Origin of the sequence: Rhizobium sp. BK538 (assembly GCF_014197575.1) — a bacterium.
GTDB lineage: Bacteria > Pseudomonadota > Alphaproteobacteria > Rhizobiales > Rhizobiaceae > Rhizobium.
The window spans coordinates 225,065-246,340 of sequence record NZ_JACIFT010000002.1; the positions used below are offsets into that span (position 1 = coordinate 225,065).

General features: G+C 61.2%; 25 protein-coding genes. 10 read left to right on the plus strand and 15 right to left on the minus strand.

Annotated features, from left to right (window positions below; translation table 11 throughout):
* Positions 1-88: 88 nt before the first annotated feature.
* Entirely contained in the window at positions 89-508 is a 420-nt protein-coding gene (locus tag FHX09_RS29615; RefSeq protein WP_245505561.1) for a hypothetical protein, read from the plus strand.
* Positions 489-983, plus strand: coding sequence for a hypothetical protein (locus FHX09_RS29620; RefSeq protein WP_245505562.1), 495 nt, complete (start codon positions 489-491; stop codon positions 981-983). Before FHX09_RS29615 ends, FHX09_RS29620 begins: the two co-directional genes overlap by 20 nt.
* Positions 984-1,094: 111 nt before the next feature.
* Here FHX09_RS29620 and FHX09_RS03430 read toward each other — a convergent pair whose 3' ends face one another.
* Positions 1,095-1,577: a MarR family transcriptional regulator gene (locus tag FHX09_RS03430; protein WP_132594120.1), complete on the minus strand. Its 483-nt coding sequence runs from the start codon at positions 1,575-1,577 to the stop codon at positions 1,095-1,097.
* A gap of 94 nt (positions 1,578-1,671) precedes the next feature.
* On the opposite strand from FHX09_RS03430, the gene FHX09_RS03435 reads away from it, so the two are divergent.
* Complete coding sequence (locus FHX09_RS03435) at positions 1,672-2,580, plus strand: EamA family transporter (protein WP_132594122.1); 909 nt, start codon at positions 1,672-1,674, stop codon at positions 2,578-2,580.
* Here FHX09_RS03435 and FHX09_RS03440 read toward each other — a convergent pair.
* Positions 2,528-3,781, minus strand: a complete 1,254-nt coding sequence (locus FHX09_RS03440; RefSeq protein ID WP_007790850.1) for an aminopeptidase — start codon at positions 3,779-3,781, stop codon at positions 2,528-2,530. The two genes, FHX09_RS03435 and FHX09_RS03440, sit on opposite strands and share 53 nt — an antisense overlap.
* A gap of 117 nt (positions 3,782-3,898) precedes the next feature.
* Positions 3,899-4,615, minus strand: coding sequence for a glutathione S-transferase family protein (locus FHX09_RS03445; protein WP_132594124.1), 717 nt, complete (start codon positions 4,613-4,615; stop codon positions 3,899-3,901).
* Between the two features lie 19 nt (positions 4,616-4,634).
* Between FHX09_RS03445 and FHX09_RS03450 the strand changes: the two genes are divergently transcribed.
* Positions 4,635-5,141: a MarR family transcriptional regulator gene (locus tag FHX09_RS03450; protein WP_132594126.1), complete on the plus strand. Its 507-nt coding sequence runs from the start codon at positions 4,635-4,637 to the stop codon at positions 5,139-5,141.
* A 2-nt stretch (positions 5,142-5,143) separates the two neighbouring features.
* Here FHX09_RS03450 and ybaK read toward each other — a convergent pair whose 3' ends face one another.
* The 4 genes from ybaK to FHX09_RS03470 all read right to left on the minus strand — a co-directional run bounded on the left by ybaK (position 5,144) and on the right by FHX09_RS03470 (position 7,609).
* Positions 5,144-5,617 carry a Cys-tRNA(Pro) deacylase gene (gene ybaK, locus FHX09_RS03455; RefSeq protein WP_007790839.1) on the minus strand — a complete coding sequence of 158 codons (474 nt, stop codon included), beginning with the start codon at positions 5,615-5,617 and terminating at the stop codon, positions 5,144-5,146.
* Positions 5,618-5,620: 3 nt separating this feature from the next.
* On the minus strand, positions 5,621-5,971 hold the full coding sequence (locus FHX09_RS03460; protein ID WP_007790835.1) for an ArsC family reductase: 351 nt from the start codon (positions 5,969-5,971) through the stop codon (positions 5,621-5,623).
* Complete coding sequence (locus FHX09_RS03465; protein ID WP_132594128.1) at positions 5,972-7,027, minus strand: succinylglutamate desuccinylase/aspartoacylase family protein; 1,056 nt, start codon at positions 7,025-7,027, stop codon at positions 5,972-5,974. It lies immediately after the preceding gene.
* A 66-nt stretch (positions 7,028-7,093) separates the two neighbouring features.
* The gene (locus FHX09_RS03470) at positions 7,094-7,609 is read right to left on the minus strand and encodes a 2'-5' RNA ligase family protein (RefSeq protein WP_245505563.1); all 516 of its coding nucleotides are present in this window, start codon (positions 7,607-7,609) and stop codon (positions 7,094-7,096) included.
* A 294-nt stretch (positions 7,610-7,903) separates the two neighbouring features.
* Between FHX09_RS03470 and FHX09_RS03475 the strand changes: the two genes are divergently transcribed.
* From FHX09_RS03475 to FHX09_RS03490, 4 genes are all read left to right on the plus strand, one after another.
* Entirely contained in the window at positions 7,904-8,467 is a 564-nt protein-coding gene (locus FHX09_RS03475; RefSeq protein ID WP_132594130.1) for a methylated-DNA--[protein]-cysteine S-methyltransferase, read from the plus strand.
* Between the two features lie 109 nt (positions 8,468-8,576).
* The gene (locus tag FHX09_RS03480) at positions 8,577-8,780 is read left to right on the plus strand and encodes a hypothetical protein (RefSeq protein ID WP_132594132.1); all 204 of its coding nucleotides are present in this window, start codon (positions 8,577-8,579) and stop codon (positions 8,778-8,780) included.
* 1,015 nt (positions 8,781-9,795) lie between these two features.
* Positions 9,796-10,479 (plus strand): isoprenylcysteine carboxylmethyltransferase family protein, encoded by a 684-nt coding sequence (locus tag FHX09_RS03485; protein ID WP_184449282.1) that lies wholly within the window; start codon positions 9,796-9,798, stop codon positions 10,477-10,479.
* Between the two features lie 15 nt (positions 10,480-10,494).
* Positions 10,495-10,797, plus strand: a complete 303-nt coding sequence (locus FHX09_RS03490) for a hypothetical protein (protein WP_132591847.1) — start codon at positions 10,495-10,497, stop codon at positions 10,795-10,797.
* Positions 10,798-10,887: 90 nt separating this feature from the next.
* Here FHX09_RS03490 and guaA read toward each other — a convergent pair whose 3' ends face one another.
* From guaA to FHX09_RS03505, 3 genes are all read right to left on the minus strand, one after another.
* Positions 10,888-12,450, minus strand: a complete 1,563-nt coding sequence (gene guaA, locus FHX09_RS03495) for a glutamine-hydrolyzing GMP synthase (RefSeq protein WP_132591849.1) — start codon at positions 12,448-12,450, stop codon at positions 10,888-10,890.
* A gap of 93 nt (positions 12,451-12,543) precedes the next feature.
* A complete protein-coding gene (locus FHX09_RS03500) occupies positions 12,544-13,182 on the minus strand; it encodes a 5'-methylthioadenosine/S-adenosylhomocysteine nucleosidase (RefSeq protein WP_132591851.1) in 639 nt (212 codons plus the stop codon).
* Complete coding sequence (locus tag FHX09_RS03505) at positions 13,179-13,628, minus strand: PaaI family thioesterase (RefSeq protein ID WP_132591853.1); 450 nt, start codon at positions 13,626-13,628, stop codon at positions 13,179-13,181. The genes FHX09_RS03500 and FHX09_RS03505 overlap by 4 nt, the downstream gene beginning before the upstream one ends.
* 247 nt (positions 13,629-13,875) lie before the next feature.
* Here FHX09_RS03505 and FHX09_RS03510 point away from each other — a divergent pair, with 247 nt between their 5' ends.
* Complete coding sequence (locus FHX09_RS03510; RefSeq protein WP_132591855.1) at positions 13,876-14,937, plus strand: GH25 family lysozyme; 1,062 nt, start codon at positions 13,876-13,878, stop codon at positions 14,935-14,937.
* 44 nt (positions 14,938-14,981) lie between these two features.
* Positions 14,982-15,557, plus strand: a complete 576-nt coding sequence (locus FHX09_RS03515; protein WP_132591857.1) for a dienelactone hydrolase family protein — start codon at positions 14,982-14,984, stop codon at positions 15,555-15,557.
* A 33-nt stretch (positions 15,558-15,590) separates the two neighbouring features.
* Here the strand turns inward: FHX09_RS03515 and FHX09_RS03520 are convergent, their stop codons facing one another.
* From FHX09_RS03520 to FHX09_RS03540, 5 genes are all read right to left on the minus strand, one after another.
* Positions 15,591-16,043, minus strand: coding sequence for a TspO/MBR family protein (locus FHX09_RS03520; protein WP_132591859.1), 453 nt, complete (start codon positions 16,041-16,043; stop codon positions 15,591-15,593).
* 62 nt (positions 16,044-16,105) lie between these two features.
* Positions 16,106-17,194, minus strand: coding sequence for a DUF1513 domain-containing protein (locus FHX09_RS03525; protein WP_132591861.1), 1,089 nt, complete (start codon positions 17,192-17,194; stop codon positions 16,106-16,108).
* A 5-nt stretch (positions 17,195-17,199) separates the two neighbouring features.
* The gene (locus FHX09_RS03530; RefSeq protein ID WP_184449284.1) at positions 17,200-18,294 is read right to left on the minus strand and encodes an imelysin family protein; all 1,095 of its coding nucleotides are present in this window, start codon (positions 18,292-18,294) and stop codon (positions 17,200-17,202) included.
* A complete protein-coding gene (locus FHX09_RS03535; protein WP_184449286.1) occupies positions 18,294-19,832 on the minus strand; it encodes a di-heme oxidoredictase family protein in 1,539 nt (512 codons plus the stop codon). Before FHX09_RS03535 ends, FHX09_RS03530 begins: the two co-directional genes overlap by 1 nt.
* 48 nt (positions 19,833-19,880) lie before the next feature.
* Complete coding sequence (locus tag FHX09_RS03540) at positions 19,881-21,167, minus strand: imelysin family protein (protein WP_132591865.1); 1,287 nt, start codon at positions 21,165-21,167, stop codon at positions 19,881-19,883.
* Between the last annotated feature and the right edge of the window lie 109 nt (positions 21,168-21,276).

Consider the following 21,276-nt stretch of genomic DNA (forward strand, 5'->3'; position numbering starts at 1 on the left):
GCCGACGGCCGGGTTGTTCTCGACCGTTTGCCGAATTGGAGAAATTGCTGGGGCAGGTGTGACCTATGGCGACGCTGACAAGACGCGCATGGCCACGTTGATTATCGAACTCGGGATGGAAAAGACCGATACAGGCCCCTTTGTCATTCTTCGGCGCAGTCGGGGCAATCTTCTGAAGCGACCTAGGGCCGGCGGTGTGGTCATTACCGCGAATGGCCGGATCGATTGGGTCGGATCGCTGGAGCTGCGTGACGAGCCGATCAATGAGATCGCCATGCAAAACACGGCGCGCGTCATGAGCGATCTGGAGGCCGATATTCTCGGCATCGTCGAAGTTGAGAGTCGGCCCGTCCTTATGGCCTTCAATACGCAGGTGCTGCCGGCCGTTGGCGGCAACCCTTTCACGCAGGTCATGGTGATCGACGGAAACGACGAGCGTGGCATCGATGTCGGGCTGATGACAAGAAAAGGACCTCGCGCTCGATATTATGCGCAGCCACGTCGATGATAGGGACGCGGCAGGCAACCCGATCTTCTCGCGCGATCGCCCCGAATATTACGTGACGACGCCGAACGGAGCGACGCTGCTTGTCATGGTCAACCATTTCAAGAGCAAGGGTTTCGTTAGTGCCCAGTCCTCCGATGCTCGCCGACATGCACAAGCGCAACGGGCGCGAGAGATCTACGAGAAGCGTATTGCCGAAGGATTTGACCACATCGCGCTGATTGGCGACCTGAACGACACGACGGACAGTGCCCCTCTGGCGCCACTGAAGGAGAACACGCTCCAGGACGCCTTTACGCATCCCGCGTTCGACGACGGGGCTTTCCCGGTACCTTCGGCCTTGGCAACGCCGGAAACAAGATCGACTACCTTCTTTTATCGCCGAAGCTTTTCGAGAAGGTCGAGCGCGGCGGTGTCTTCCGCAAGGGCGCCTGGCCCGGAAGCCGGCCGAAGCTGTGGGAGACCTATCCGGAACTGACCGAGCCCAAACACGCGGCGTCGGATCACGCGGCGATATGGGTCGAACTCGATATCTAGAGGAGCACTCCCAACTGTTCCGCGCCAGCAGCTCACCGCGTGAACACCTATGCTACTCGAAGGTCGCTAGGAACTTGCGCAGCAGGGTTTCAAGCTGAGCCTTCTCCTCTGCGCTAAAGCTCTGCATCAGGCGCTGCTGATTGGCCACATGGGCGCCGACGGCGCCTTCCACGGCGGTAAGCCCTGCTTCGGTCAGCGCAATGAGCACGCTCCGCCGATCGTCCGGATTGCGAACACGCTCGACCAATCCGGCCTTCTCCAACTGGTCGATCCGGTTGGTCATCGTGCCGGAACTGACCATCGTCATCGACAGCAGATCGCCTGGCGAGAGCCGATACGGTGCGCCCGAGCGCCTGAGGGTCGCCAGCACGTCGAAGGCGGAGGAGGAGAGACCGTGCTGTTGAAGCACCTGCTCGACCTCGCGGGCGAGATGCGTGGTCAGCCGTTTCAGCCGGCCCATGATGCCCATCGCCTCGGTATCGAGCTCGGGGCGTTCCCTGCTCCACTGCGCAAGTATCTTGTCAACGCGATCCATCGGCCAGCTCCCGAGGAGACTGTTACCATCACATATCTTGACGTCAAGATAAATGGTGCTAAATTGCATTTATCTTGATATAGAGATTCTTGAAATGAAGAAAACTACAGCGCCTCTTTCCGATGTGCTGATGACGGCGTTGGCCCCGACGATCTGGGGCAGCACCTATCTCGTTACCACATCCTTCCTTCCACACGGATATCCGCTGACAGTGGCCTTCCTTCGCGCTTTGCCGGCCGGGCTACTGTTGCTTGCGATCGTTCGACAACTGCCACGGGGCGTCTGGTGGTTTCGCGCCTTCGTGCTCGGCGGCCTCAATTTCTCGTTCTTCTGGGCGATGCTGTTCGTGTCGGCCTATCGTCTGCCAGGCGGCGTCGCCGCGACCGTTGGCGCCATTCAGCCGCTGATCGTCATCCTGTTGTCGCGCATTTTCCTCGGCAGGCCGATCCATGCCCTTGCTGTTGGGGCTGGACTGATCGGGATGACGGGTGTCGCCCTGCTTGTCCTTACGCCCAACGCGGCGCTGGATCCGATCGGCGTCATTGCTGGTCTTGCCGGCGCGGTTTCGATGGCGTTCGGCACCGTGCTGACGCGACGTTGGGTTCCGCCGGTTTCGAATCTTGCCTTTGCCGCATGGCAGCTCACGGCCGGCGGTATCCTGCTCGCGCCCGTCGTATTCTTCTTCGAACCCGCGCTGCCGGCGCCGACCGCGACCAATGTCCTCGGCATGGCCTATCTTGGTCTGATCGGCGCGGCGTTTACCTATCTGCTGTGGTTCCGGGGACTTGCTCGCCTGGAGCCGTCCGCAGCGGCCTCATTGGGTTTCCTGAGTCCGGTCACCGCCACCCTTCTCGGTTGGCTGGCTCTCGGACAAAACCTGACGCCCGCGCAGCTTTTCGGCTTCGCAACGGTGCTTGCGAGCGTCTGGCTCAGTCAGCGCACGATGTCCGTCAGGCCCATTCGCCCTGACGCATCACCGGAACGCGCGAGCCGTCCGGCTTGATGCCGTCGATATCGACCTGGCCCGAGCCGATCATCCAGTCGATATGGATCAGGCTCGAGTTGCCACCTTGGGCCTTGATCTGCTCCTGAGTCAGGCTTGCGCCGTCGACGAAGCACTTCGAATAGCACTGCCCGAGCGCGATGTGGCACGAGGCGTTCTCGTCGAACAGCGTGTTGTAGAAGAGAATGCCGCTGGCCGAGATCGGCGAGGAATGCGGCACCAGCGCTACCTCGCCGAGCCGGCGCGCGCCTTCGTCGGTATCCAGCACCTTGTTCAGTACTTCTGCGCCGCGCGAAGCCTTTGCTTCGACGATTCGGCCGCCTTCGAAGCGAACTTGGATATTGTCGATCAGCGTACCCTGATGCGACAAAGGCTTCGTGCTCGAGACGTGGCCCTCGACACGCAGCGCGTGCGGCGTCGTGAAGACTTCCTCGGTTGGAATGTTCGGGTTGCAGGTAATGCCGTTCTTGGCGGTCGACGAGCCACCGTGCCACTCGTGACCGTCGGCAAGGCCGACCATCAGATCGGTGCCGGGTCCGGTAAAGTGCAGGGAAGCGAAGCGTTCGCCATTCAGCCAGCTCGATCGTTTGGCAAGGCTGCCGTTGTGCTCGGCCCAGGCGGCGATCGGGTCTTCGACATCGACGCGCGATGCGGCAAAGATTGCCTTTGCAAGCTTGGCGACTGCGATGGCCTCCGGATCATCAGGAAAGACGAGCGCCGCCCATGAGGGGTTGGGATAAGAGACGATGTTCCAGTTGATGTCGAAATTCGAAATCTTCTCCAGCGCCGGCTTGTAGGCGGCGGAGTTCGCCCGGTTGGCACGGCCAACCTTTGCCGGATCCTGCTCCGAAAGCAGCATCGGATTGTCGCCGGCGATGGCGAGGCGGGCAGTGCCCCTGGCGTAGGCCTTGGCCATGCCGTCGTAGAGCCAGTCGGATGCGCGGTCGAAGCTCTGATCGTTGCCGTATCGGTAGCGCGCGAGCGTCGATTCCTCATCGGAATAGAATGCCGTCACCAGTCCGGCGCCCGCCATATAGGCATGCTTGGTGATCAGGCGGACGAGCGGTAGGGCGACTACGGGGGCCGTGATCACGAGATCCTGGCCCGTTTGCAGCTGCAGCCCAACCTTGACGGCCACTTCCGCCAGCTTTTCAAGCTTTGCAGGATCCACGGAGGTCTGGCTTTGCGGCATGAAATTCATGATCAGTCACTCCTCGAACAAAACGGATTGGCCGGTAGACTTAGACCCCTTTGCGGCGAAATTGAAGCTCACTTGTCGACCGATGGCGCTCTTTGCCGCCATCGGTCTATACCGGGATCAGGCGACCGAAACGGATGGCTGCTGCAACAGCACCGCGTCGTGACGTTTCAGGAAGGCCATCAGCCGGTCGGCATAGTCCGGTCCGGCCGCAGCCTTCACACTCGGTCTTTCGGACAATGCTGTCCGCCAGGCCTGGACGCTGGGCAGGCCGGCAAGAATGCCGCTGTCACCGATGGCGTCAAAGACGTCGAAGTACCGAAAGATCGGCGCAAATACGGCATCGACCATGCTGAAGCTATCGCCCGCGAAGTACGGACCACTCCTCAGTTCCGTTTCGATGGTCGCGAACTTCGATGCGAGCACCTGCCGTTTCGCCTCCAGCTGCATGCGATCTTGCGTCGTTTCGTAGACCCAGAGGTCGGACAGGATCGAAGAGCCGAACTCCATCCAGCCGCGGTGACGGGCGCGGGTAAGCGCGTCGGCCGGATGAAGGCGGTGACCGTCCTGCGTCTCTTCCAGATACTCACAGATGACGCTGCTTTCGAAGAGGATGTCTTGGTTGCCGTCGCTGTGGCGAATGCAAAGCAGAGGCACCTTGCCCAACGGCGAGATCTCGAGAAACCAGCGAGGCTTGTCGGCGAGATCGATGTTCACGCGCTCGAAGGGCACTCCCTTTTCCGCAAGCGCGATCGCGGCGCGCTGGACGTAAGGGCAAAGGTGGTGGCTGACAAGCAGCAGAGCCGAACCGGATGTTTGGATAGGCAAATGATCCATGGCGCAATCTCCATTGTAGATGCAATTGCATATAATAGTCGTTGCGCGAGAATTCAAGATAGATGTAGATGCATATATGAATGAAAAACAGAACGATGCGACGCCCTCCGATGCGGTGACCGATGCCTGGATCGGGCTGATGCGCGCCCAGCAGCGGCTGCTCGGCCAGATCGAGGCGGATCTCAAATCAGCCGGACTTCCGCCGCTTAGTTGGTACGATGTGCTCTGGGAACTCGTGCGGTCGCCGCAGGGCAGGTTGCGGCCGTTCGAAATCGAAGAGCGCACACTGCTTGCCCAATACAATCTTTCGCGCCTGATCGATCGTCTCGAGAAGGCGGGGCTGGTGCAGCGCGAAACCTTTGATCAGGATGGACGCGGACAATGGGTGGTCGTTACCGAGGACGGCCGTTCCCTGCAGAAGCGCATGTGGCAAGTCTATGCCAAAGCCATCGAGGACAATTTCGGCGCCAAACTGAGCACGGCCGATGCTGCGGCACTCACCTCTTTGCTGGCGCGCTTCAGCTAAGACTAGGCAATGAGGGGTGCCGCTGCAGCCTTCAGCGTCTTCAACGCGTCTTTCGGGTCAAGCCGAACCTGCAGCCCGCGTTGCCCGCCATTGATGTAGACGTGCGTTTCCGTCAGCGCTGCCTCTTCGATTGCCGTCGGGACGAGCTTCCTTTGTCCAAAAGGGCTGATGCCGCCGACGTGGTAGCCTGTCAGGCGCTCGGCATAGGCGGGCTTCATCATGTTGGCGGACTTTCCGCCAAAGGCGCTTGCGAGCTTCTTCATGCTGACCTCGCGATCCGACGGCACGACGACGCAGACGGCCTTGCCGTCGACCTCCGCCATCAGCGTCTTCAACACGCGATGCGGCTCCTCGCCAAGTGCTTCCGCAGCCTGCAGGCCGACTCGTTCTGCATTCGGGTCGTAGTCGTAGCTATGGACCGTGAAGGCAATCCCGGCCTTGCTGAGAACCTGCGTGGCGCGCGTGGTTTTGGACATCAATCAGGCCTTGAAGAAGCTGCCGTAGGTCTCGGGCTTGAAGCCGATGAGCAACTTTCCGTCCGCCTCGATAACCGGCCGCTTGATCATCGATGGCTGCTCCAGCATCAGCGCGATCGCCTTGCCCTCGTCGAGATTTTCGCGCTCGGCCTCAGGCCGCTTGCGAAAGGTCGTGCCAGCCCGGTTAAGCACCGTTTCCCACCCGGCTTCCTTTGTCCAGGCCTGCAGGTGTGCGCGATCGATTCCGACGGCCTTGTAGTCATGAAACTGGTAGGCGACGTTATGCTCTTCCAGCCAGTTGCGGGCCTTCTTCATCGTGTCGCAGTTCTTGATGCCGTATATGGTGACGGTCACTTAGTTCTCCAGCGTTCCAGGCTTGCGTGTCGCCTTGCTGGCGGTCTTGCAAGCAATCTTCATCATGTCGGCGCCGCGACGAACGAGCCGTTGAGAGCTGCGCATCACAATCAGGCCAGCCTGCGGCGCACGAATCTCGACGCTGCCGTCAGCCATGCCGGGGCGGGTGATCAACGTGGCAAGCACATCGCCTTCGCCAACCCATTCGCCGATATTGCGATGGAACAGGACCGTGCCGGCCTCCGGCGCACGGACCATCTCGATATTGTCGAGCGGGACGGCGGGGCCATCGAAAGCGGGCAGCGAGACGGTAACATCGATTGCGCCGCGGCTCGCCAGAAACTTCCACAATCCCTCGGCATCGTTCTTTGCCATGTCAGGATAGACATCACGGCGGCCGCGAAGCTCGACGGTTACAGACAGCTTGCCGGGCAAGCGCGACTGCTTCTCCGACGTCTCGCATTTCCAGGCAAAACCGACGGCCTCCTCGAAGGCGGAACTCTCGCCGTCGGACAGAAGAACGGCTTCCATCTCCATCGCGGAGGCCAGGTCGGCCGCCTCAGGCCAGAACGCCTCGTCGATGTAGGCATACTGCAGTGATTCATCATCGCAATGCAGGTCGATTACCAGATCGCAGCCGAGCGCCATGTGCAGCAGCTGGCGCTTCAGTTTGTCGACGGCCGAAAGGCGCTCGAGGTTCTCAAGCAGTCCGTCGCGATCCTTCACCGAGATCAGCGGAAATTCGCGGTTGAAGTTGGTGCGTGATCCAAGATCGAACCGGCCTTGGAGTTCGCCGAAATGAGACTGGGCCGCACCGATCGGGTTGGCATGCGGGACGACAATGATGTCGCTTCTGATTTGGCCGGCACTTTCGGACTGGCGCAATTTTTCGCACAGAAAGTGCATCAGGGCCGTGCCCGGCAGTTCGTTGGCGTGCAGAGCGGCCTGAATATAGACCTTCGGTGCCGCTGGATCGCCGCCCTTGAAACGGAGAACGGGCAGCCGCCAGTCGACACCCGCCGTGTCGCCCGCAATGATGATCTCGGACGTATTCATGTCGTTCTCCGCTTCATGCCGTCGTCGCAGGAGCTTTAAGCGACTTCAATAGCCCGAGGCAAGCCGTTATCCTCGCGCCCGCAGTGGCCAACGATCGACAAACTCGTAGCCCTGTTCGCCCGGGCGATTGCGGAGTAGCACGAATTCGCGCGCAGCGACGACCACGGGTTTCTGCAGAGTGACGCGGGGCATCACCTCGCTATCGTAGAGCAGCGTCGCATGTGGCTGAAGGTTCCGATTTATTCTGGCGTCTTCTCCGAGATTGCCCATCTGCACATGTAGCTGCCGCAGCAGCTCCCGGCCGCCGTTGCCGCTCAGCACGATGGCGTTTCGCCGCGACTTCCTGAAGGTCGCGACATGATCGAAGGATAGTTCGAACTGGCAGGTGTCGATGGCACTGGCGGTCCGACAGGCCGCGAAGATCACTGCATCTGAAATCCGCGCGCTCTGTTCGACGTTGTAGAGCGAGACATGCAGAAGCTCGGGTGGGACGCGGCGAGGCGAAGGGAAGGTGATCCAGCTGCAGCCGCCTTTGGATCTCCAGGTATTCGCAAAGCGATCGTCCGTCCGGCAAAATCGCAAAGAAGAGATTCTCCTTGTCGAAGCGTGATGCGCGCGGGCTGATTTTCGGGGAAGCGAACTCGAAGGATACCTGTAGGCTCTGTTCGTGCATGACCAGCTACCGGGGCATTCGCCCGGCCTTTTCGTTCTCCAGGGAATGTGGGGATCGTATCATCTGATCTTGAAAGCATAAGAACAAACAGAGGGCATTTATCGTGAGTCGCGGCGGTAGCGTTTGGTGCTGCGCAAGAAACGGGTTGAATTCAGCGCTCGGCTGCACGATTTTCAGGGTGATCCAGCATGGAGGCAGTGACGATGAAACAGGCAACGCACCACTATCTGATCTTCGAAACCGTCGGCGGCTTCTGCGGCATTGCCTGGAACGCTAGCGGCATCACGCGGTTCCAATTGCCGACGTCGAGCGCAGATTCGACCGAGCGCCTTCTCCTGCGTCGCATTCCGGGCGCCGAGCCCGCGACGCCAACGCCCGCCATCACAGACGCGGTAGCGGCGGTAAGGCGCTATTTCCAGGGAGAGCCGACGGACTTCTCGGCCATCAAGCTCGACCTCACTGGCCAAGACCCCTTCTTCAAACAAATCTATAATGCCGCGCGGCAGGTCGGCTGGGGCCACACGACGACTTATGGCGCTCTTGCAAAGCAACTCGGCGCCGGGGCGGAGGCGGCGCGCGATGTCGGCCAGGCGATGGCGAAAAATCCGGTGGCGTTGATCATCCCGTGCCATCGTGTACTTGCGGCCGGAAACAAGATCGGCGGCTTTTCCGCACCGGGCGGTTCGTCATCGAAGCAGAGGATGCTCGAACTTGAGGGCGTCAGCATGGCGCCGCCGAAACCAGCGCAGCAGTCCCTCGATTTCTGATCGGATTGTCGGGCGGGTCTTGATCTCAAGCAAGGGAGCTATCGTTCGCTTCCGGAGCGCCGCACGTCTCAAAGAGGATCGATCGCACCCAGCGGTGGCCGGGATCGCGATGCGTGCGCTCGTGCCAGACCGCGAGCTTGCTGAGGCCGGGGAGATTGACTGGAGGTTCAAACATTGCGAGCCCGTCGCCGTCCGCCACCAGGCGGAACCGGCAGAAGATCTCGCGAAGACGAAACCGAATCCGATGATCAACGGTCATCAGGATTGGCTGGACGGCCCGGCAGGTGCCGCCCGCCGGAAGGCCAAAAAATAGGACGCGCGGACTGCGCCCGTTAGAGCGCTGTTGCGTCCAAGAGGACCGGATTCACTGAATCCCAACGGCGCCAGAAAACATGCGCGGCAGCGACCAGATAGAGGCAATCCATGCGACCGAGGCCGCGCTACCGTCTTCCGCGCTGCCGCCCTAATCCGTGCGGTGCTTGGCGCGGAAGAACCACCCGAAATACAGACAGACAAGAAAGAGCACAGTGGATCGTGCCGCGTAGGGCGCTAAGCTGAGTCGACTGGACGGCATTGGCCCACATCAGCGGGATCGGGATCTTCGCCAGGTAGAAGTAGAATTGCGTGCCGCTGCTGACAAAGAACGCGCCGGCGAGGAATTTGCAGTACTCGCGGTATCGCACCGCAACGTAGAGCATCGGCAGCCCGATAACCATGATTGCGGCGACATGATAGGGAAGTATGGCTCCTCCTCGGACGGCCACTTGCCGCCAGCCTCTTCGCTTGTATATGCTGAATTTGTCAAACAAGTCACGCAAGGACGGGCAGCGGTTCGCAGAGGATGTGGCTCGGCTGCTCGCACCTTGGGACGTTCCGCCCATCGCCGCCCGGCTTTACGGGCATCTGCGTCTTTGCCCCAGCCCGTCAGCCTCGACCAGATCACCGAGGACCTTGGGATCAGCAAGAGCAGCGCAAGGTTGGCAGCGCGATTGTTGGAGGGCTACGCGCTTGCGCGTCGCCACAGCGCGCGTGGAACAAAGCGCGCTTTACGCCCGTGGCCGACGATTACGAAGCCATGATCGGGCAACAGAACCGGCTACTCGACGCAGTGGCCGAGCGGCTGGCGGCCGGAGCCGGAATCGTTCCGCCCAGGAAGTAGAAACGCACGTCTCGAGGAGATGGCTGAATCCTATCGGGTGATGTGCGGCGCGCCATGGAAGGCGCCATGCGCCGCCGGAAGCTGCGTCGCCGACCGCGATGAGAGGCGAAATCTCGCGGCGACGTCCCATGCGGACGAGTCAATAGCATGGACCGGGAGAGGGAAAGAAATGAGCCTCGCTCTGAATCTTCTTGCCCAGACAATCGTCTGGTTCGGCCTCATGGGCGCGATCATCTTCGGTGCTGCAGGAACGATAGACTACACCGGCGGGTGGCTCTATCTGGGCGTGATGATCACCATCTCAGTCGTATTTGGGCTGCACATGGCGCGCGTCGATCCCGGCTTGCTTCAAGAGCGCCTGAAGCCGCCCGTGCAAAGGGACCAACCGCTCGCGGACAAGCTGGTCCTCATCCCAATCCTGCTTCTCATGTTTGGAGGGATGGGACTCATGGCAGCGGATGCTGCGCGCTGGCACTGGTCGATAATGCCACCTTCCCTGCAGTGGGCAGGATGCGGCTTACTCCTGGCGGCGATTTTGTTCATATACTGGACCATGCGCACGAACAGCTTCGCGGCGCCGGTCGTGAAAATACAAAGGGACCGCGGGCAGGCGGTCATCACAACAGGCCCTTATGCCATCGTTCGCCACCCGATGTATTTCGGCGCGCTTTTCTACATCGCTGGGACGTCGCTCGTGCTCGGCTCCTGGTGGGGACTTGCTACGGCGCCTTTGCTAGCCCTCTTGCTCGGCATCCGAATCGGCGTCGAAGAGAAGGCGCTGCGCATGGGTCTCGAGGGCTATGACGACTATGCGCGCCGCGTGCGCTACCGCCTGATTCCGCTCATCTGGTGAGACGGTACATCCTGCATGGCAACGCGCGAGCAATCGACGGGCGGCGGGAAACAAGATCGGCGGCTTTTCGGCGCCGGGGGCGACGACATCGACCATAGTGAAGTCCGCAGCCGCGAAGTACGGCTCCTCGGACAACACGGCCTCAAACCGAGCGAGCTTTTCGCGAAGCGCCGCGCCTTTGGTTTCGACCGTGGCTTGGTCAGGGGCGTTGAGAAGCGGCCAGGCGTCGGCGACGATCGCCGTCAGCATCTCGAGGATGTGCGATACGACCGAGGTTCGTCAGGCGGACCGACGAAGCCAACTTACATCCACCGATAGATACTGATCGATATCGGACAAATTTATTTTATTTTCAGAGTGTTACGTCGTACTCTAGCGTAAATTCGGCGGCGATTGGATCGGCCTGAATCATTCCCACTCGATCGTGCCAGGCGGCTTCGAGGTGACGTCGTAGACGACACGATTGATGCCACGCACCTCGTTGATGATGCGGGTTGCGGCGCGGCCGAGGAACTCCATGTCGTAGTGGTAGAAATCGGCGGTCATGCCGTCGACGGAGGTGACGGCGCGCAGTGCGCAGACGAATTCGTAGGTGCGCCCGTCACCCATGACGCCGACGGTCTGGACCGGCAGCAGCACGGCAAACGCCTGCCAGATGGCGTCGTAGAGACCGGCCTTGCGGATTTCGTCGAGATAGATGGCGTCGGCTTCGCGGAGAATCTCCAGCTTTTCGCGGGTGATGCCGCCCGGGCAGCGGATCGCGAGACCCGGACCGGGGAAGGGGTGGCGGCCGATGAATGAGTCGGGCAAGCCGAGCTCCTTGCCGAGCACGCGCACCTCGTCTTTGAAGAGCTCGCGCAGCGGCTCGACGAGCTGCATGTTCATGCGCTCCGGCAGGCCGCCGACATTGTGGTGCGACTTGATCGTCACCGACGGTCCGCCGGTGAAGGAAACGCTTTCGATCACATCGGGATAGAGCGTGCCCTGGCCGAGGAAGTCGGCGCCGCCGAGCTTCCTCGCCTCTTCCTCGAAGGTCTCGATGAACAGCCGGCCGATGATCTTGCGCTTCGTCTCGGGATCGCTGACGCCTTCGAGCTCGCCGATGAACTTGTCGGAAGCGTCGACGTGAACCAGGTGCAGGTTGTAGTGTTCGCGGAACATGGCGACGACGTTGGCCGCCTCATCCTTGCGCATCAGGCCGTGATCGACGAGCACGCAGGTGAGTTTATCGCCGATCGCTTCGTGGATCAGAAGTGCTGCAACGGAACTGTCGACGCCGCCCGAAAGCGCGCAGAGGACGCGCTTGTCGCCGACCTGCTCGCGGATCGCTTCGACCGCCTTCTGGCGATAGGCCGACATCGACCAGTCTGCCTTGATGCCGGCGATGTTGTGAATGAAGTTGGCAATCAGCTTGGCGCCGTCAGGCGTGTGCACGACTTCGGGATGGAACTGCACGCCGTAATATTTGCGCTTCTCATCGGCGATGAAGGCGTAAGGCGCGTTCGGCGAGGTCGCGACGACTTCGAAGCCTTCGGGGAGTGCCGTGACGCGGTCGCCGTGGCTCATCCAGACCTGATGGCGCGAGCCCTTTGACCAGAGGCCTTCGAACAGGGCGCTGTCTTCGTCCACCTCGAGGAAGGCGCGGCCGAATTCGCGGTGGTGGCCGCTCTCGACCTTGCCGCCGAGCTGCATGCACATCGTCTGCTGGCCGTAGCAGATGCCGAAAACGGGCAGGCCGCTGTCGAAGATGATATTAGGCGCACGGGGCGAGCCTTCATCGACCGTCGAGGCCGGGCTGCCGGACAGGATCACGGCCTTCGGCTGCAGGCGCTTGAAGCCTTCTTCGGCGGACTGGAAGGGAATGATCTCGCAGTAGACCCCAGTTTCGCGCACGCGGCGTGCGATCAGCTGGGTTACCTGGCTGCCGAAATCGACGATGAGAACGCTGTCTGGGTGTGCTGTCTGGGTCATGGCGAGCCTTTAATGAAAAGCACCCGGTCTTGCAATGCGCGAAATCCTTCGCTGGAGGATTTTATTGTCCTGATTGTCCCTGTTTTGCAGGCTCTAGAACCAGAATACGCCGTCCTCCAGCGCCGTAAACAGGCTGTCGACGGCATAAGACAGCTTGCGGTCGACGACATGCAGGTATTCCGTCCAGCCGGAAATATGCTGCAGCTCTTCCACGCCGTCGGAAATCCCGCGCAGGCCGATCAGCGGCAGCTGGTACGCCTGGCAAGCGCGCAAGATTGCGAAGGTCTCCATATCGACCATGTCTGCGGCGATACCGTTATAGGCCTGTCCCGACACGACATTACCGCCGGTTGAGAGGCTCGCCTCGGGAATGCCTGGAATTCTGAGTGGCAGATCGACGATGGCGGGCAAGTCGAGAAACGGCGTGCGCCCCTTCTCGAAGCCGAGCGGCGATGCGTCCATGTCGCGATAGGAAACGGAGGTTGCCTGATAGACCTCGGTCTGTTCGAGCTTTGCCGACCCGGCCGAACCGAGCGACACGACCAGCTGCGGCAACTCGTCGGTCTGCTCCAATTGCGCGAGCGCCCGGGTGAGCACGATGGCCGCCTCGACCGGACCGACCCCTGTCATCAGCGGCTCGAAGCGAGAGCGCAGGAAAGGACCATACTCGGCCTCGGCCGCCATCACGAAGAGAATGGACTTGCCGGCGACCGATTTCAGCTCAAACTTCATCCCGAAATGCCCTCTCTGCCACGGATGATCATCATGGTGCTTGTCATGGAAGCGATCAGCTTTGCCGGTCCGTCGCCGATCGCGTAGCCGCGCCCGTCCGCAACGATGATGTTCGATCCCGGCTTGGTGATCTCGCCCCGAAAGAGGAAGCGATCACCACGCCCCGGCGACAGCAGATTGACCTTGAATTCGATCGTCAGAATGGATGCCTCGGCATCGATGACACTGTAGGCGGCAAAACCGCAGGCAGAATCGAGGGCAGCTGAGATCACGCCGGCATGCAGGATCCCGTGCTGCTGAGTGAGCTTGACGTCGAATGGCAGCTCAATCTCCACCATTGCCCGCTCGACGCGCGTCAATTCGGCGCCGATCGTGTGCATCGCCGCCTGGCGCGCAAAGTTTTTCCGGATCCGCTCGTGGAAATCGCCACTGTCGTCGTCAGTCATCGTTTCGCCTTTCTTGCGAGCGCGAAAGTGGCATGGTGCGCCGCGTCAGACAAGCGGTTCCCGGAAATCAGTTGGCGGAGCGCTCCCGCGCGATGTGCTGCCGCCTACCGTTTGACCGCGCGTGCCAGCGCCGGACGTAAAGATTGGATTCAGTCTTTTTTGGTAAATCTCCGTTAGCCATTGCTTCTCAGTGGTTCCCCGGTGGCAGCGAATCTGCCGTCGACAGTTGTTTTGCGTGCGGGTTCTTATGCGTCTATCGGCTGCGTCAGCTTTCTTCCTTGCTTGCCTTGCTTTGTCGGGCTGCACGTCCAGTTTGGGACCGGACAGCCTCGTTGCAGGAGCGCCATCGCGTGAGACGACCAACTCGGTCACGCGCCCAGGCGCTCCCGTGCCGGCAACGGCGGTGCCGTCGGCTGATGTCGCGGAGACACCAGCGCCAGCCGCGCCGCGACAGGAGGAATTGGCTTGGGCCGGCCCGATCCCCCAGCCGCAAGCCTTCATGCCGCAGGCAGGCGTGGCCGCTGCGCCCATGCCTTCGGAAAGGCCGGTTGAAACAGTGGCGCCGGCCGTATTGGCGCCCGCAGCACCCGAAACCGACGAGGCGCCACGGACACGTTCGCGAATCTACAATCACCGTTTCCGTGACGTCAAACCCATCAACTTCGGCTCGTCGTCGCCGCGAAAACTCGCCGTTCATGGCGTCGACGTTTCGCGATGGCAGGGTGACATCGACTGGCAGAAGCTGAGGACGCAGGGCGCGAACTTCGTCTACATCAAGGCGACTGATGGCGGCGATCATCTTGATCCGATGTTCCGAAAGAACTGGCGGGACGCCAAGCAGGCCGGAATGAAGCGCGGCGCCTATCACTTCTTCTATTGGTGCCGCACGGCAGGCGAACAGGCGGACTGGTTCATCCGCAACGTTCCGAGGGAAGCCGGAGCCTTGCCACCGGTTATCGACGTCGAATGGAACGGCGAGTCGAGCTGCAAGCGGCGCGTCTCGCCCGAGAAGGTTCGCGAGAAGATGCAGGTCTTCATGGACAAGCTTGAGCGGCACTACGGCCAGCGGCCAATCATCTATACGGCGCCGGACTTCTACCGTGACAACCTGAAGGGCGCGTTTCTGAACTATCCTTTCTGGCTGCGTTCGGTTGCGGCACACCCCTCCAAGGTTTATCCCGGACGCCGGTGGGTATTCTGGCAGTATTCGGGCTCCGGCATCTCGCACGGTGTCGACGGCCGGATCGACCTGAACGTGTTCCACGGCAGCGAGGATGACTGGCACGACTGGGTCGCCCGCGCCGGTTGAGATGCTGCCGGTTCCGCCCGCGTGAAGCAATCGGGAGGTCCGCCATGGTAGACGTTGTGCTATTTCACCACGCGCTTGGATTGACGCAGGGCGTCATCGCTTTTGCTGCAGACCTGCGAGCCGGTGGACACGTCGTTCATACGCCCGACCTATTTGCCGGCCGGACGTTCGACACCTTGGAGCAGGGTGTGCAGCATGCTCGGGAGATCGGCTTCGGCGAGATTATCCAACGCGGAGCCCGCGCCGTGGATGGGCTTGCGAGTGAGCTCGTCTATGTCGGTCTCTCCCTCGGTGTTCTCCCGGCGCAGTATCTGGCTCAGACGCGTCCCGGCGCGCGGGGCGCGATCTTCCTTCACGCCTGCTTGCCGCGTTCGGAATTCGGTTCGGCTTGGCCGAAAGCCCTGCCCGCGCAGATCCATGCAATGGACGCCGACCCGTTCTTCGTGGGAGACGGTGATATCGAGGCGGCGAAGGCGCTGGCCGGCGAGTCGGCTGACGTCAGGCTTTTCCTCTATCCGGGCGACGAGCACCTTTTTTCCGACCGGTTGCTCGCGGCCTATGATCCAGCCGCGGCAGCTGTTCTTCAACGGCGATTGCTCGACTTTCTCGCGGATCGATAGCTGTTCGCCCGAGTCGCGGGGGCGGGCAAATTGCTAGTTCAAATAGACGATCGAGGCATTGAGCAGCGCCTCGAAGCTCACCCAGACGGCATAGGGAATGAAGAGCAGCGCCGAAATTCGGTCCGATTTCCAGCGGTTGACGACAAAGGCAAGGATCAGCGCCAGTAGCAAAACGATCACGACCAACGCAGCCGATGGCATCCGCAGGCCGAAGAAGGATGGCGACCAGAGAAAATTCAGCACCATTTGCCAGGCCCAGAGGAGCATGCCGATGGAGAGGTGTCCTCGCAGCCACGTCCGCGCCCCGGCAATGCCGACCAGCGCGTAGAGAACGAACCAGACGGGCCCGAAAATCCAATCAGGTGGATTGAACGCCGGCTTGACGAGAGATTGATACCATTCCCCGGGCGGATTGCTGGCGCCGATAACCACGCCTCCACCCAGCGCGATTGCGACGAAGACGACGTAGGTCAGGGTCCTGCTCATTCGCCTGACATAGGGCGGCTCATATCCGTGAACCAGATCGCTAGCGATCTTTTGCGCACAATTCAGATGGTCGCAATGCGTACGATATGCTGGTCCCAGGCGACGTCGCTCTGCGTTGATAGAAACCCGCCTTCATAGGACGACACGGCAAAACCGCTCCTGGCAGCGGCAATGCCTGCCGCGTCCGGCACGAACTCCTCATGGAGCACCCGACCGCTCTTCGCATCGATCGTCACGGAAGCACCGCCCTTGGGGGAGGTGACGCCGACCAGCCCTTCCATCCGATTGATTGCGATGGCGCCGACATAGTTTGCGAGCCGGCGTGTGGTCTCTTCCGGAAGATCGACAAAGCGCAGATCCTCGCCTTTCGCAAACGAGCCGACGAGGGGCGGCAGGTCGTTGCGATGGCCCTCGTATTGGCAGGCAAACCAGACGCGGCCGCTGTCGTCGACATCGACGTGCCGTGTAGAGAGTTGCGCCCACTGCGATGGCAAGGAGCGTTTTTCGATCAGCGTTCCCGTTGCCGCGTCTATCAGCGTCAGCGACGGTTGCATGCTGGATAGGTTGAGCTTCGTGCGGCCGAAGTCCGGATGCGTTTCGATCCCGCCATTGGCCACGATCAGCATGCGCCCGTCGTCAGACACGGTCATGTCATGCGGACCGACGCCGTAGGTCTCGAACTCGCCGACACGCTCAAAACGGCTCGTCGCGTCGTAAAGGCCGATCACGCCACGGTTGGTGTCGAAGGCGTTTTCGCTGGCATAGAGAAGCCGGCCATCCGGTGAAAAGGCGCCATGGCCATAGAAGTGGCGACCCTCGGCAGTCGTGATGATGATCGGCTCTTTCTTGCTGCGAGAATCGAAGATCATCGCGTAGGTGCCGGGGCGGCGGGCAAACGCGACAGTCTTTCCCGTCATTTGGCTGAAGGCCATGCCATGCGCTCGCGCCGGAAGCGCGACTTGATCGATGATTTCACCGCGCTCCGAAACGGTGGCAACGGCGTAGGATCCGTTTGCCGTTCGCATACCAGATGCATAGACAGCATCCGCGCGCTCCAGCGCCATGAGCGCACGCGGCTGGAGCGCGGCCAGCAATGTCAGTCCGGCGGCTTTGACGAAACTGCGCCGGTCGATCGCCGAGCTATTCCACATGGCCCTCAATCGCCGTCCGAGAAGGAGAAGCCGGCTGACAGGCCGATCGCTACGCCGTAATCATCGCTGATTTTGGTGATCAGTTCGCGCGTACTGACGAGAAGGGCATCGAGCTTTGCTTTCTGCTCGGCGCTTGTCGCAACTTCGATATCCGGGTTGAGCTTCGGCACGGTCTCCAGCAGCGACTTGAAGCTGGCATCGATCGCATCGGCGATGGGCTTCTTGTCCGCAGGCAGAAGTTCGGCCATGCCGGCCTTTTGCCAGAGCGTGCGCAATCCTTCGAGGTTGGCCGTCATCGACTTCCACGTGTTGTGGGAGCGCCAGTAGATCGCCATGCGCGGACGTGGTGTGGTGTCCTTGCCCTTGTAGAACTGCTCGAGCCGCTGGTCGCGGACGGTCTCCGCGCCATGAACGAGAATCCCGAGCAGCGCGGTCACCGCTTCCTTGTTGTCCATGAAGTCTGCGCTTTGCGGGCCCGGATGCTTCCAGCTCGCCTGCACGCCATCGGGCTTTTCCCAGGCCGCGACGACTTCGCCGGCCTCGCGCTGGACGTTGCCGGCAATTGCAGCGCCGTAGAGGCATCGGAAGCTGTTCTTCTGCTTGGTCAGGTCTTCGGAGCCGGTGCCGTAGAGCACGTACTCAAGCGCCGTCAGTCCCTGCAGCGCCACGCTCTTGCCGGCGATTGCGTCGACTGTCGCATCTTTGGGGTCGGCCTTGGCGATCAGAGCCTGAACCTGTTTCAGGCCGACGCCCTTGCGATCGGGATAAAACAGGATGTGCTCGAAGAGATTGTCCTGGATAACCGGCCCGGTCTGGACAATCTCTATGACCGACCAATAACGGATCGTGTCGTCGAAGGCCGATTTCGCCTTGTCGAGTGTCTGCTGGGTCGCGTCATCACAGAGGTCCTTCATTGCCGTTGTCAGGCGCGCTGCCGATTGCTGGGCATTGCGGTAGCCAGGGCGGATCACGTCGTCGACTGCCCGCTGCATCACGGCCGATACCGCCTCCTCGTTCAGGCCGGCTTGCGGTGCAGTGGTCTGGGCGGCAGCGGAGGAAGCAAGGGCAAGGGAGAGAACAAGGGGTTGCCAAAGGCGCATCAAAGGGACTCCAGGAATGTAATCAGTGCCTGCCGGTCATCCTTCGGCAGGGATGCGAAAGCGTCACGCGCCTTTTGCGCCTCGCCGCCATGCCAGAGAATCGCTTCGGTGAGATTTCTGGCGCGTCCGTCGTGGAGGAAAAAGCTGTGCCCGCTGACAGTCTGTGTCAGACCTATACCCCATAGTGGCGGCGTGCGCCATTCACGACCGTTGGCGCTTCCGACTTGTTGTCCGTCCGCGAGACCGTCGCCCATGTCATGCAGCAGCAAGTCGGAATAAGGCCAGATCAGCTGGAAGGATTGGGCCTTGTCGGCGCTGTCGCGGCTCGTGACGAACTTCGGCACGTGGCAGGAGATGCAGCCGCTTTGGTAGAAGATCTTCTTGCCCCGCAGGGTTGCCGGAAAGCTCGCCTTTCGCCGCGCAGGGACGGCCAGGTTGGCGGAATAGAAGGTGACGAGGTCGAGGATCGGGCCGGGGGCCTCCTCCTTGCCTAGGCGCTTCTGCACGCCTGTCGGCATCTTCTGGCACTCTGCTTCGGCTTTTGTGCAGTCGCCGTGTGGGTCGGGCCGGTCGGAGTTCGAAATGCCAATGTCGTTGGAAAAAGCATCGGCGCTCTGATCACGCACGCTTGCATTCTGGGCCTTCCAGCCGAAGCGACCGAGCGCGATCTTACCGGTGCGGTGATCACGCACGATCGCCGCCTTGCCATGGATGCCGTTGCCGTTCGCATCGTCCGGATCGGCGTGGGCTAGGATGTCCGCCTCGGGAATGGCCTCGATCAGGCCGAGCCCGATCATTGCGGGCGCGACGCGCGGCGAGATCGTTGTCGCGGGGTCGAGTGGCCCGTAGCCAAGGTTGATCACCGCATAGGTCGGACGGCGCAGCGAGGCCGTTTCGCCGTCGCCAAGCGTCACAGGCTCCTCGGTGTAGCGGATCGCCATCTTTCCCTCGGAGGGAAGACCCGGAACTGCAAGATCCTGCAACTGGTGGCCATAGACAGGGTCGGGGAAGTTGACGTTCTCGGCGGTGGCGATTGCGCGTTGCTCCTCCGGCGTTATCGCCGGGCGCGATAGGCGCAGAAACATCGAGGTGGCGCTGACGCCGCCTTCCGGGGGCCTTCCGCGGCCGTCATTCAAATGGCAACTCATACAGGAGCGGGCGTTGAAGAGCGGCCCCAGGCCATCCGAGGCCTGCGTCGAGGAGGGGGCGGAAACCCAGAGCTTCTTGAAGAGGGCATTTCCAAGACGGAACGGCTGCTCTTTCTCAAAGGGGATCGTCGCGGAAATATGCGAAAAGGAATCCTCTGCGACCGGATCGATGGAGGTGGCGCCGCCGGCCTGCATCGCCTCGTATTGCTCGACCTTGGAAAAATCGGTGGTCGGTCGCGTCACATCGGCGACGCGTTTCATATCTGCGTCGGAAAGATCGGTTCGCTTTGTCGGGAGATCGAAATCGGACGCCAGGGCGACGGAAAATCCGGCAATCGCGGCGCAGAACACTGCGCTACTGAGAAGACGAGGGGCCGGTCTGGGAGGCATTTCGGGGGTTCGGGCCGCTCCGCCAGACGAAGCGGCCCGCCTTTTTTCTTATTGGAAGACGGCGTTAGGATTATCCAAGCTGTCGGAACCTTCAAGCTTCACCGTGCCGAGATCGAGTGCGGCAATAACGCGCTGCACGGACTTGGTCTGGTCGACGAGACCGTCGATGGCAGCCTGAACGACGGCGTTGCCCTTCTTGTTGCCTTCGCCGATCATCTGGTCGTACTTCTCGACATTCTGACCGCGCTTCGCCATGACCTGCATCGCATCGAGCGTCTTCTTCAGCTTCGCCTGCATGTCCTTGTCGAGCTTGTTGTCCCTGGCTGCGACGAGATCATGCAGCGACGGACCCTTTATCTTCGTGCCGTCGACGCGGGTGTAATCGCCGGTGTAAGCGGCGGCGATGCCGATCGCGTCGTTGAGGTGCGAGTTGTAGGTGTTGTCGGAGAAGCAATCGTGCTCTTCTTCCGGATCGTGCAGCAGCAGGCCGAGCTTCATGCGCTCGCCGGCCAGCTCGCCATAGGAGAGCGAGCCCATGCCGGTCAGGATAGCAACGAGGCCGGCCTTCGGGTCTGCTTCGACATGCTTGGTGGCTTCGCCATCCGAAGCCCAGTTGTTGGTCATTTCCTGAAGGTCGGAAACGAGCAGCGTGGAGGCGGACTTCAGATACTCTGCGCGGCGATCGCAATTGCCGTGTGTGCAATTCTTGAGGTCATAATCGGTCGCAGGGCGGTTGCCAGCACCTGGACCCGTGCCGTTGAGGTCCTGGCCCCAGAGCAGGAATTCGATCGCGTGGTAGCCCGTTGCGACATTGGCTTCGACGCCGCCGGCTTCTGCCAGCGTGCCAGACAGGAACTCAGGCGTCAGCTTGGACGCGTCAACGTCCTTGCCGTCGATCTTGATCGTCTTGTTGGCAATGACGTTGGCCACATAGAGCGAGTTCTCGTCGCTCTCGGTGCCGTAGGACGGGTCGACATAGTCGATCAAGCCTTCGTCCAGCGGCCAGGCGTTGACCTTGCCTTCCCAGTCGTCGACGATCGGGTTGCCGAAGCGGTATACTTCCGTCTGCTGGTAAGGGACGCGAGCCTTGATCCAGGCGGCGCGGGCAGTCTTCAACGTTTCATCGGTCGGGTTCTTGAGCAGGGCGTCGATTGCCGCGTCGAGAGCTTTCGCCGTGGTCAGCGAGTCTTCGTACTTGGCATGCGCAACTTCGGCGTAATGCCTGACGACTGCAGCAGCATCCGGTGCCGCGTAGGCGGGAATGGCGAGCAGAGCGGTTGGGGCCACCGCCACCGCCAGCGCCACAGCTGCGCAAAAATTCTTGTTGAGTTTCATGATCCTCTCCTGTGCGGACGTTCCGTCTGAGGTCCGACGAAAAATCTCTTCGCCCAAAAGCAAACTGGTGTCAAACACTCTAGTTTGGAATGATTTGAAGTATATTCGC

Coding starts and splice junctions, on each gene's coding strand:
- FHX09_RS29615 (WP_245505561.1), top strand. CDS start 89: ATGGCCACGTTGATTATCGAACTCGGGATGGAAAAGACCGATACAGGC.
- FHX09_RS29620 (WP_245505562.1), top strand. CDS start 489: ATGCGCAGCCACGTCGATGATAGGGACGCGGCAGGCAACCCGATCTTC.
- FHX09_RS03430 (WP_132594120.1), bottom strand. CDS start 1,577: ATGGATCGCGTTGACAAGATACTTGCGCAGTGGAGCAGGGAACGCCCC.
- FHX09_RS03435 (WP_132594122.1), top strand. CDS start 1,672: ATGAAGAAAACTACAGCGCCTCTTTCCGATGTGCTGATGACGGCGTTG.
- FHX09_RS03440 (WP_007790850.1), bottom strand. CDS start 3,781: ATGAATTTCATGCCGCAAAGCCAGACCTCCGTGGATCCTGCAAAGCTT.
- FHX09_RS03445 (WP_132594124.1), bottom strand. CDS start 4,615: ATGGATCATTTGCCTATCCAAACATCCGGTTCGGCTCTGCTGCTTGTC.
- FHX09_RS03450 (WP_132594126.1), top strand. CDS start 4,635: ATGCAATTGCATATAATAGTCGTTGCGCGAGAATTCAAGATAGATGTA.
- ybaK (WP_007790839.1), bottom strand. CDS start 5,617: ATGTCCAAAACCACGCGCGCCACGCAGGTTCTCAGCAAGGCCGGGATT.
- FHX09_RS03465 (WP_132594128.1), bottom strand. CDS start 7,027: ATGAATACGTCCGAGATCATCATTGCGGGCGACACGGCGGGTGTCGAC.
- FHX09_RS03475 (WP_132594130.1), top strand. CDS start 7,904: ATGAAACAGGCAACGCACCACTATCTGATCTTCGAAACCGTCGGCGGC.
- FHX09_RS03480 (WP_132594132.1), top strand. CDS start 8,577: ATGCGTGCGCTCGTGCCAGACCGCGAGCTTGCTGAGGCCGGGGAGATT.
- FHX09_RS03485 (WP_184449282.1), top strand. CDS start 9,796: ATGAGCCTCGCTCTGAATCTTCTTGCCCAGACAATCGTCTGGTTCGGC.
- FHX09_RS03490 (WP_132591847.1), top strand. CDS start 10,495: ATGGCAACGCGCGAGCAATCGACGGGCGGCGGGAAACAAGATCGGCGG.
- guaA (WP_132591849.1), bottom strand. CDS start 12,450: ATGACCCAGACAGCACACCCAGACAGCGTTCTCATCGTCGATTTCGGC.
- FHX09_RS03500 (WP_132591851.1), bottom strand. CDS start 13,182: ATGAAGTTTGAGCTGAAATCGGTCGCCGGCAAGTCCATTCTCTTCGTG.
- FHX09_RS03505 (WP_132591853.1), bottom strand. CDS start 13,628: ATGACTGACGACGACAGTGGCGATTTCCACGAGCGGATCCGGAAAAAC.
- FHX09_RS03510 (WP_132591855.1), top strand. CDS start 13,876: ATGCGTCTATCGGCTGCGTCAGCTTTCTTCCTTGCTTGCCTTGCTTTG.
- FHX09_RS03515 (WP_132591857.1), top strand. CDS start 14,982: ATGGTAGACGTTGTGCTATTTCACCACGCGCTTGGATTGACGCAGGGC.
- FHX09_RS03520 (WP_132591859.1), bottom strand. CDS start 16,043: ATGAGCAGGACCCTGACCTACGTCGTCTTCGTCGCAATCGCGCTGGGT.
- FHX09_RS03525 (WP_132591861.1), bottom strand. CDS start 17,194: ATGTGGAATAGCTCGGCGATCGACCGGCGCAGTTTCGTCAAAGCCGCC.
- FHX09_RS03530 (WP_184449284.1), bottom strand. CDS start 18,294: ATGCGCCTTTGGCAACCCCTTGTTCTCTCCCTTGCCCTTGCTTCCTCC.
- FHX09_RS03535 (WP_184449286.1), bottom strand. CDS start 19,832: ATGCCTCCCAGACCGGCCCCTCGTCTTCTCAGTAGCGCAGTGTTCTGC.
- FHX09_RS03540 (WP_132591865.1), bottom strand. CDS start 21,167: ATGAAACTCAACAAGAATTTTTGCGCAGCTGTGGCGCTGGCGGTGGCG.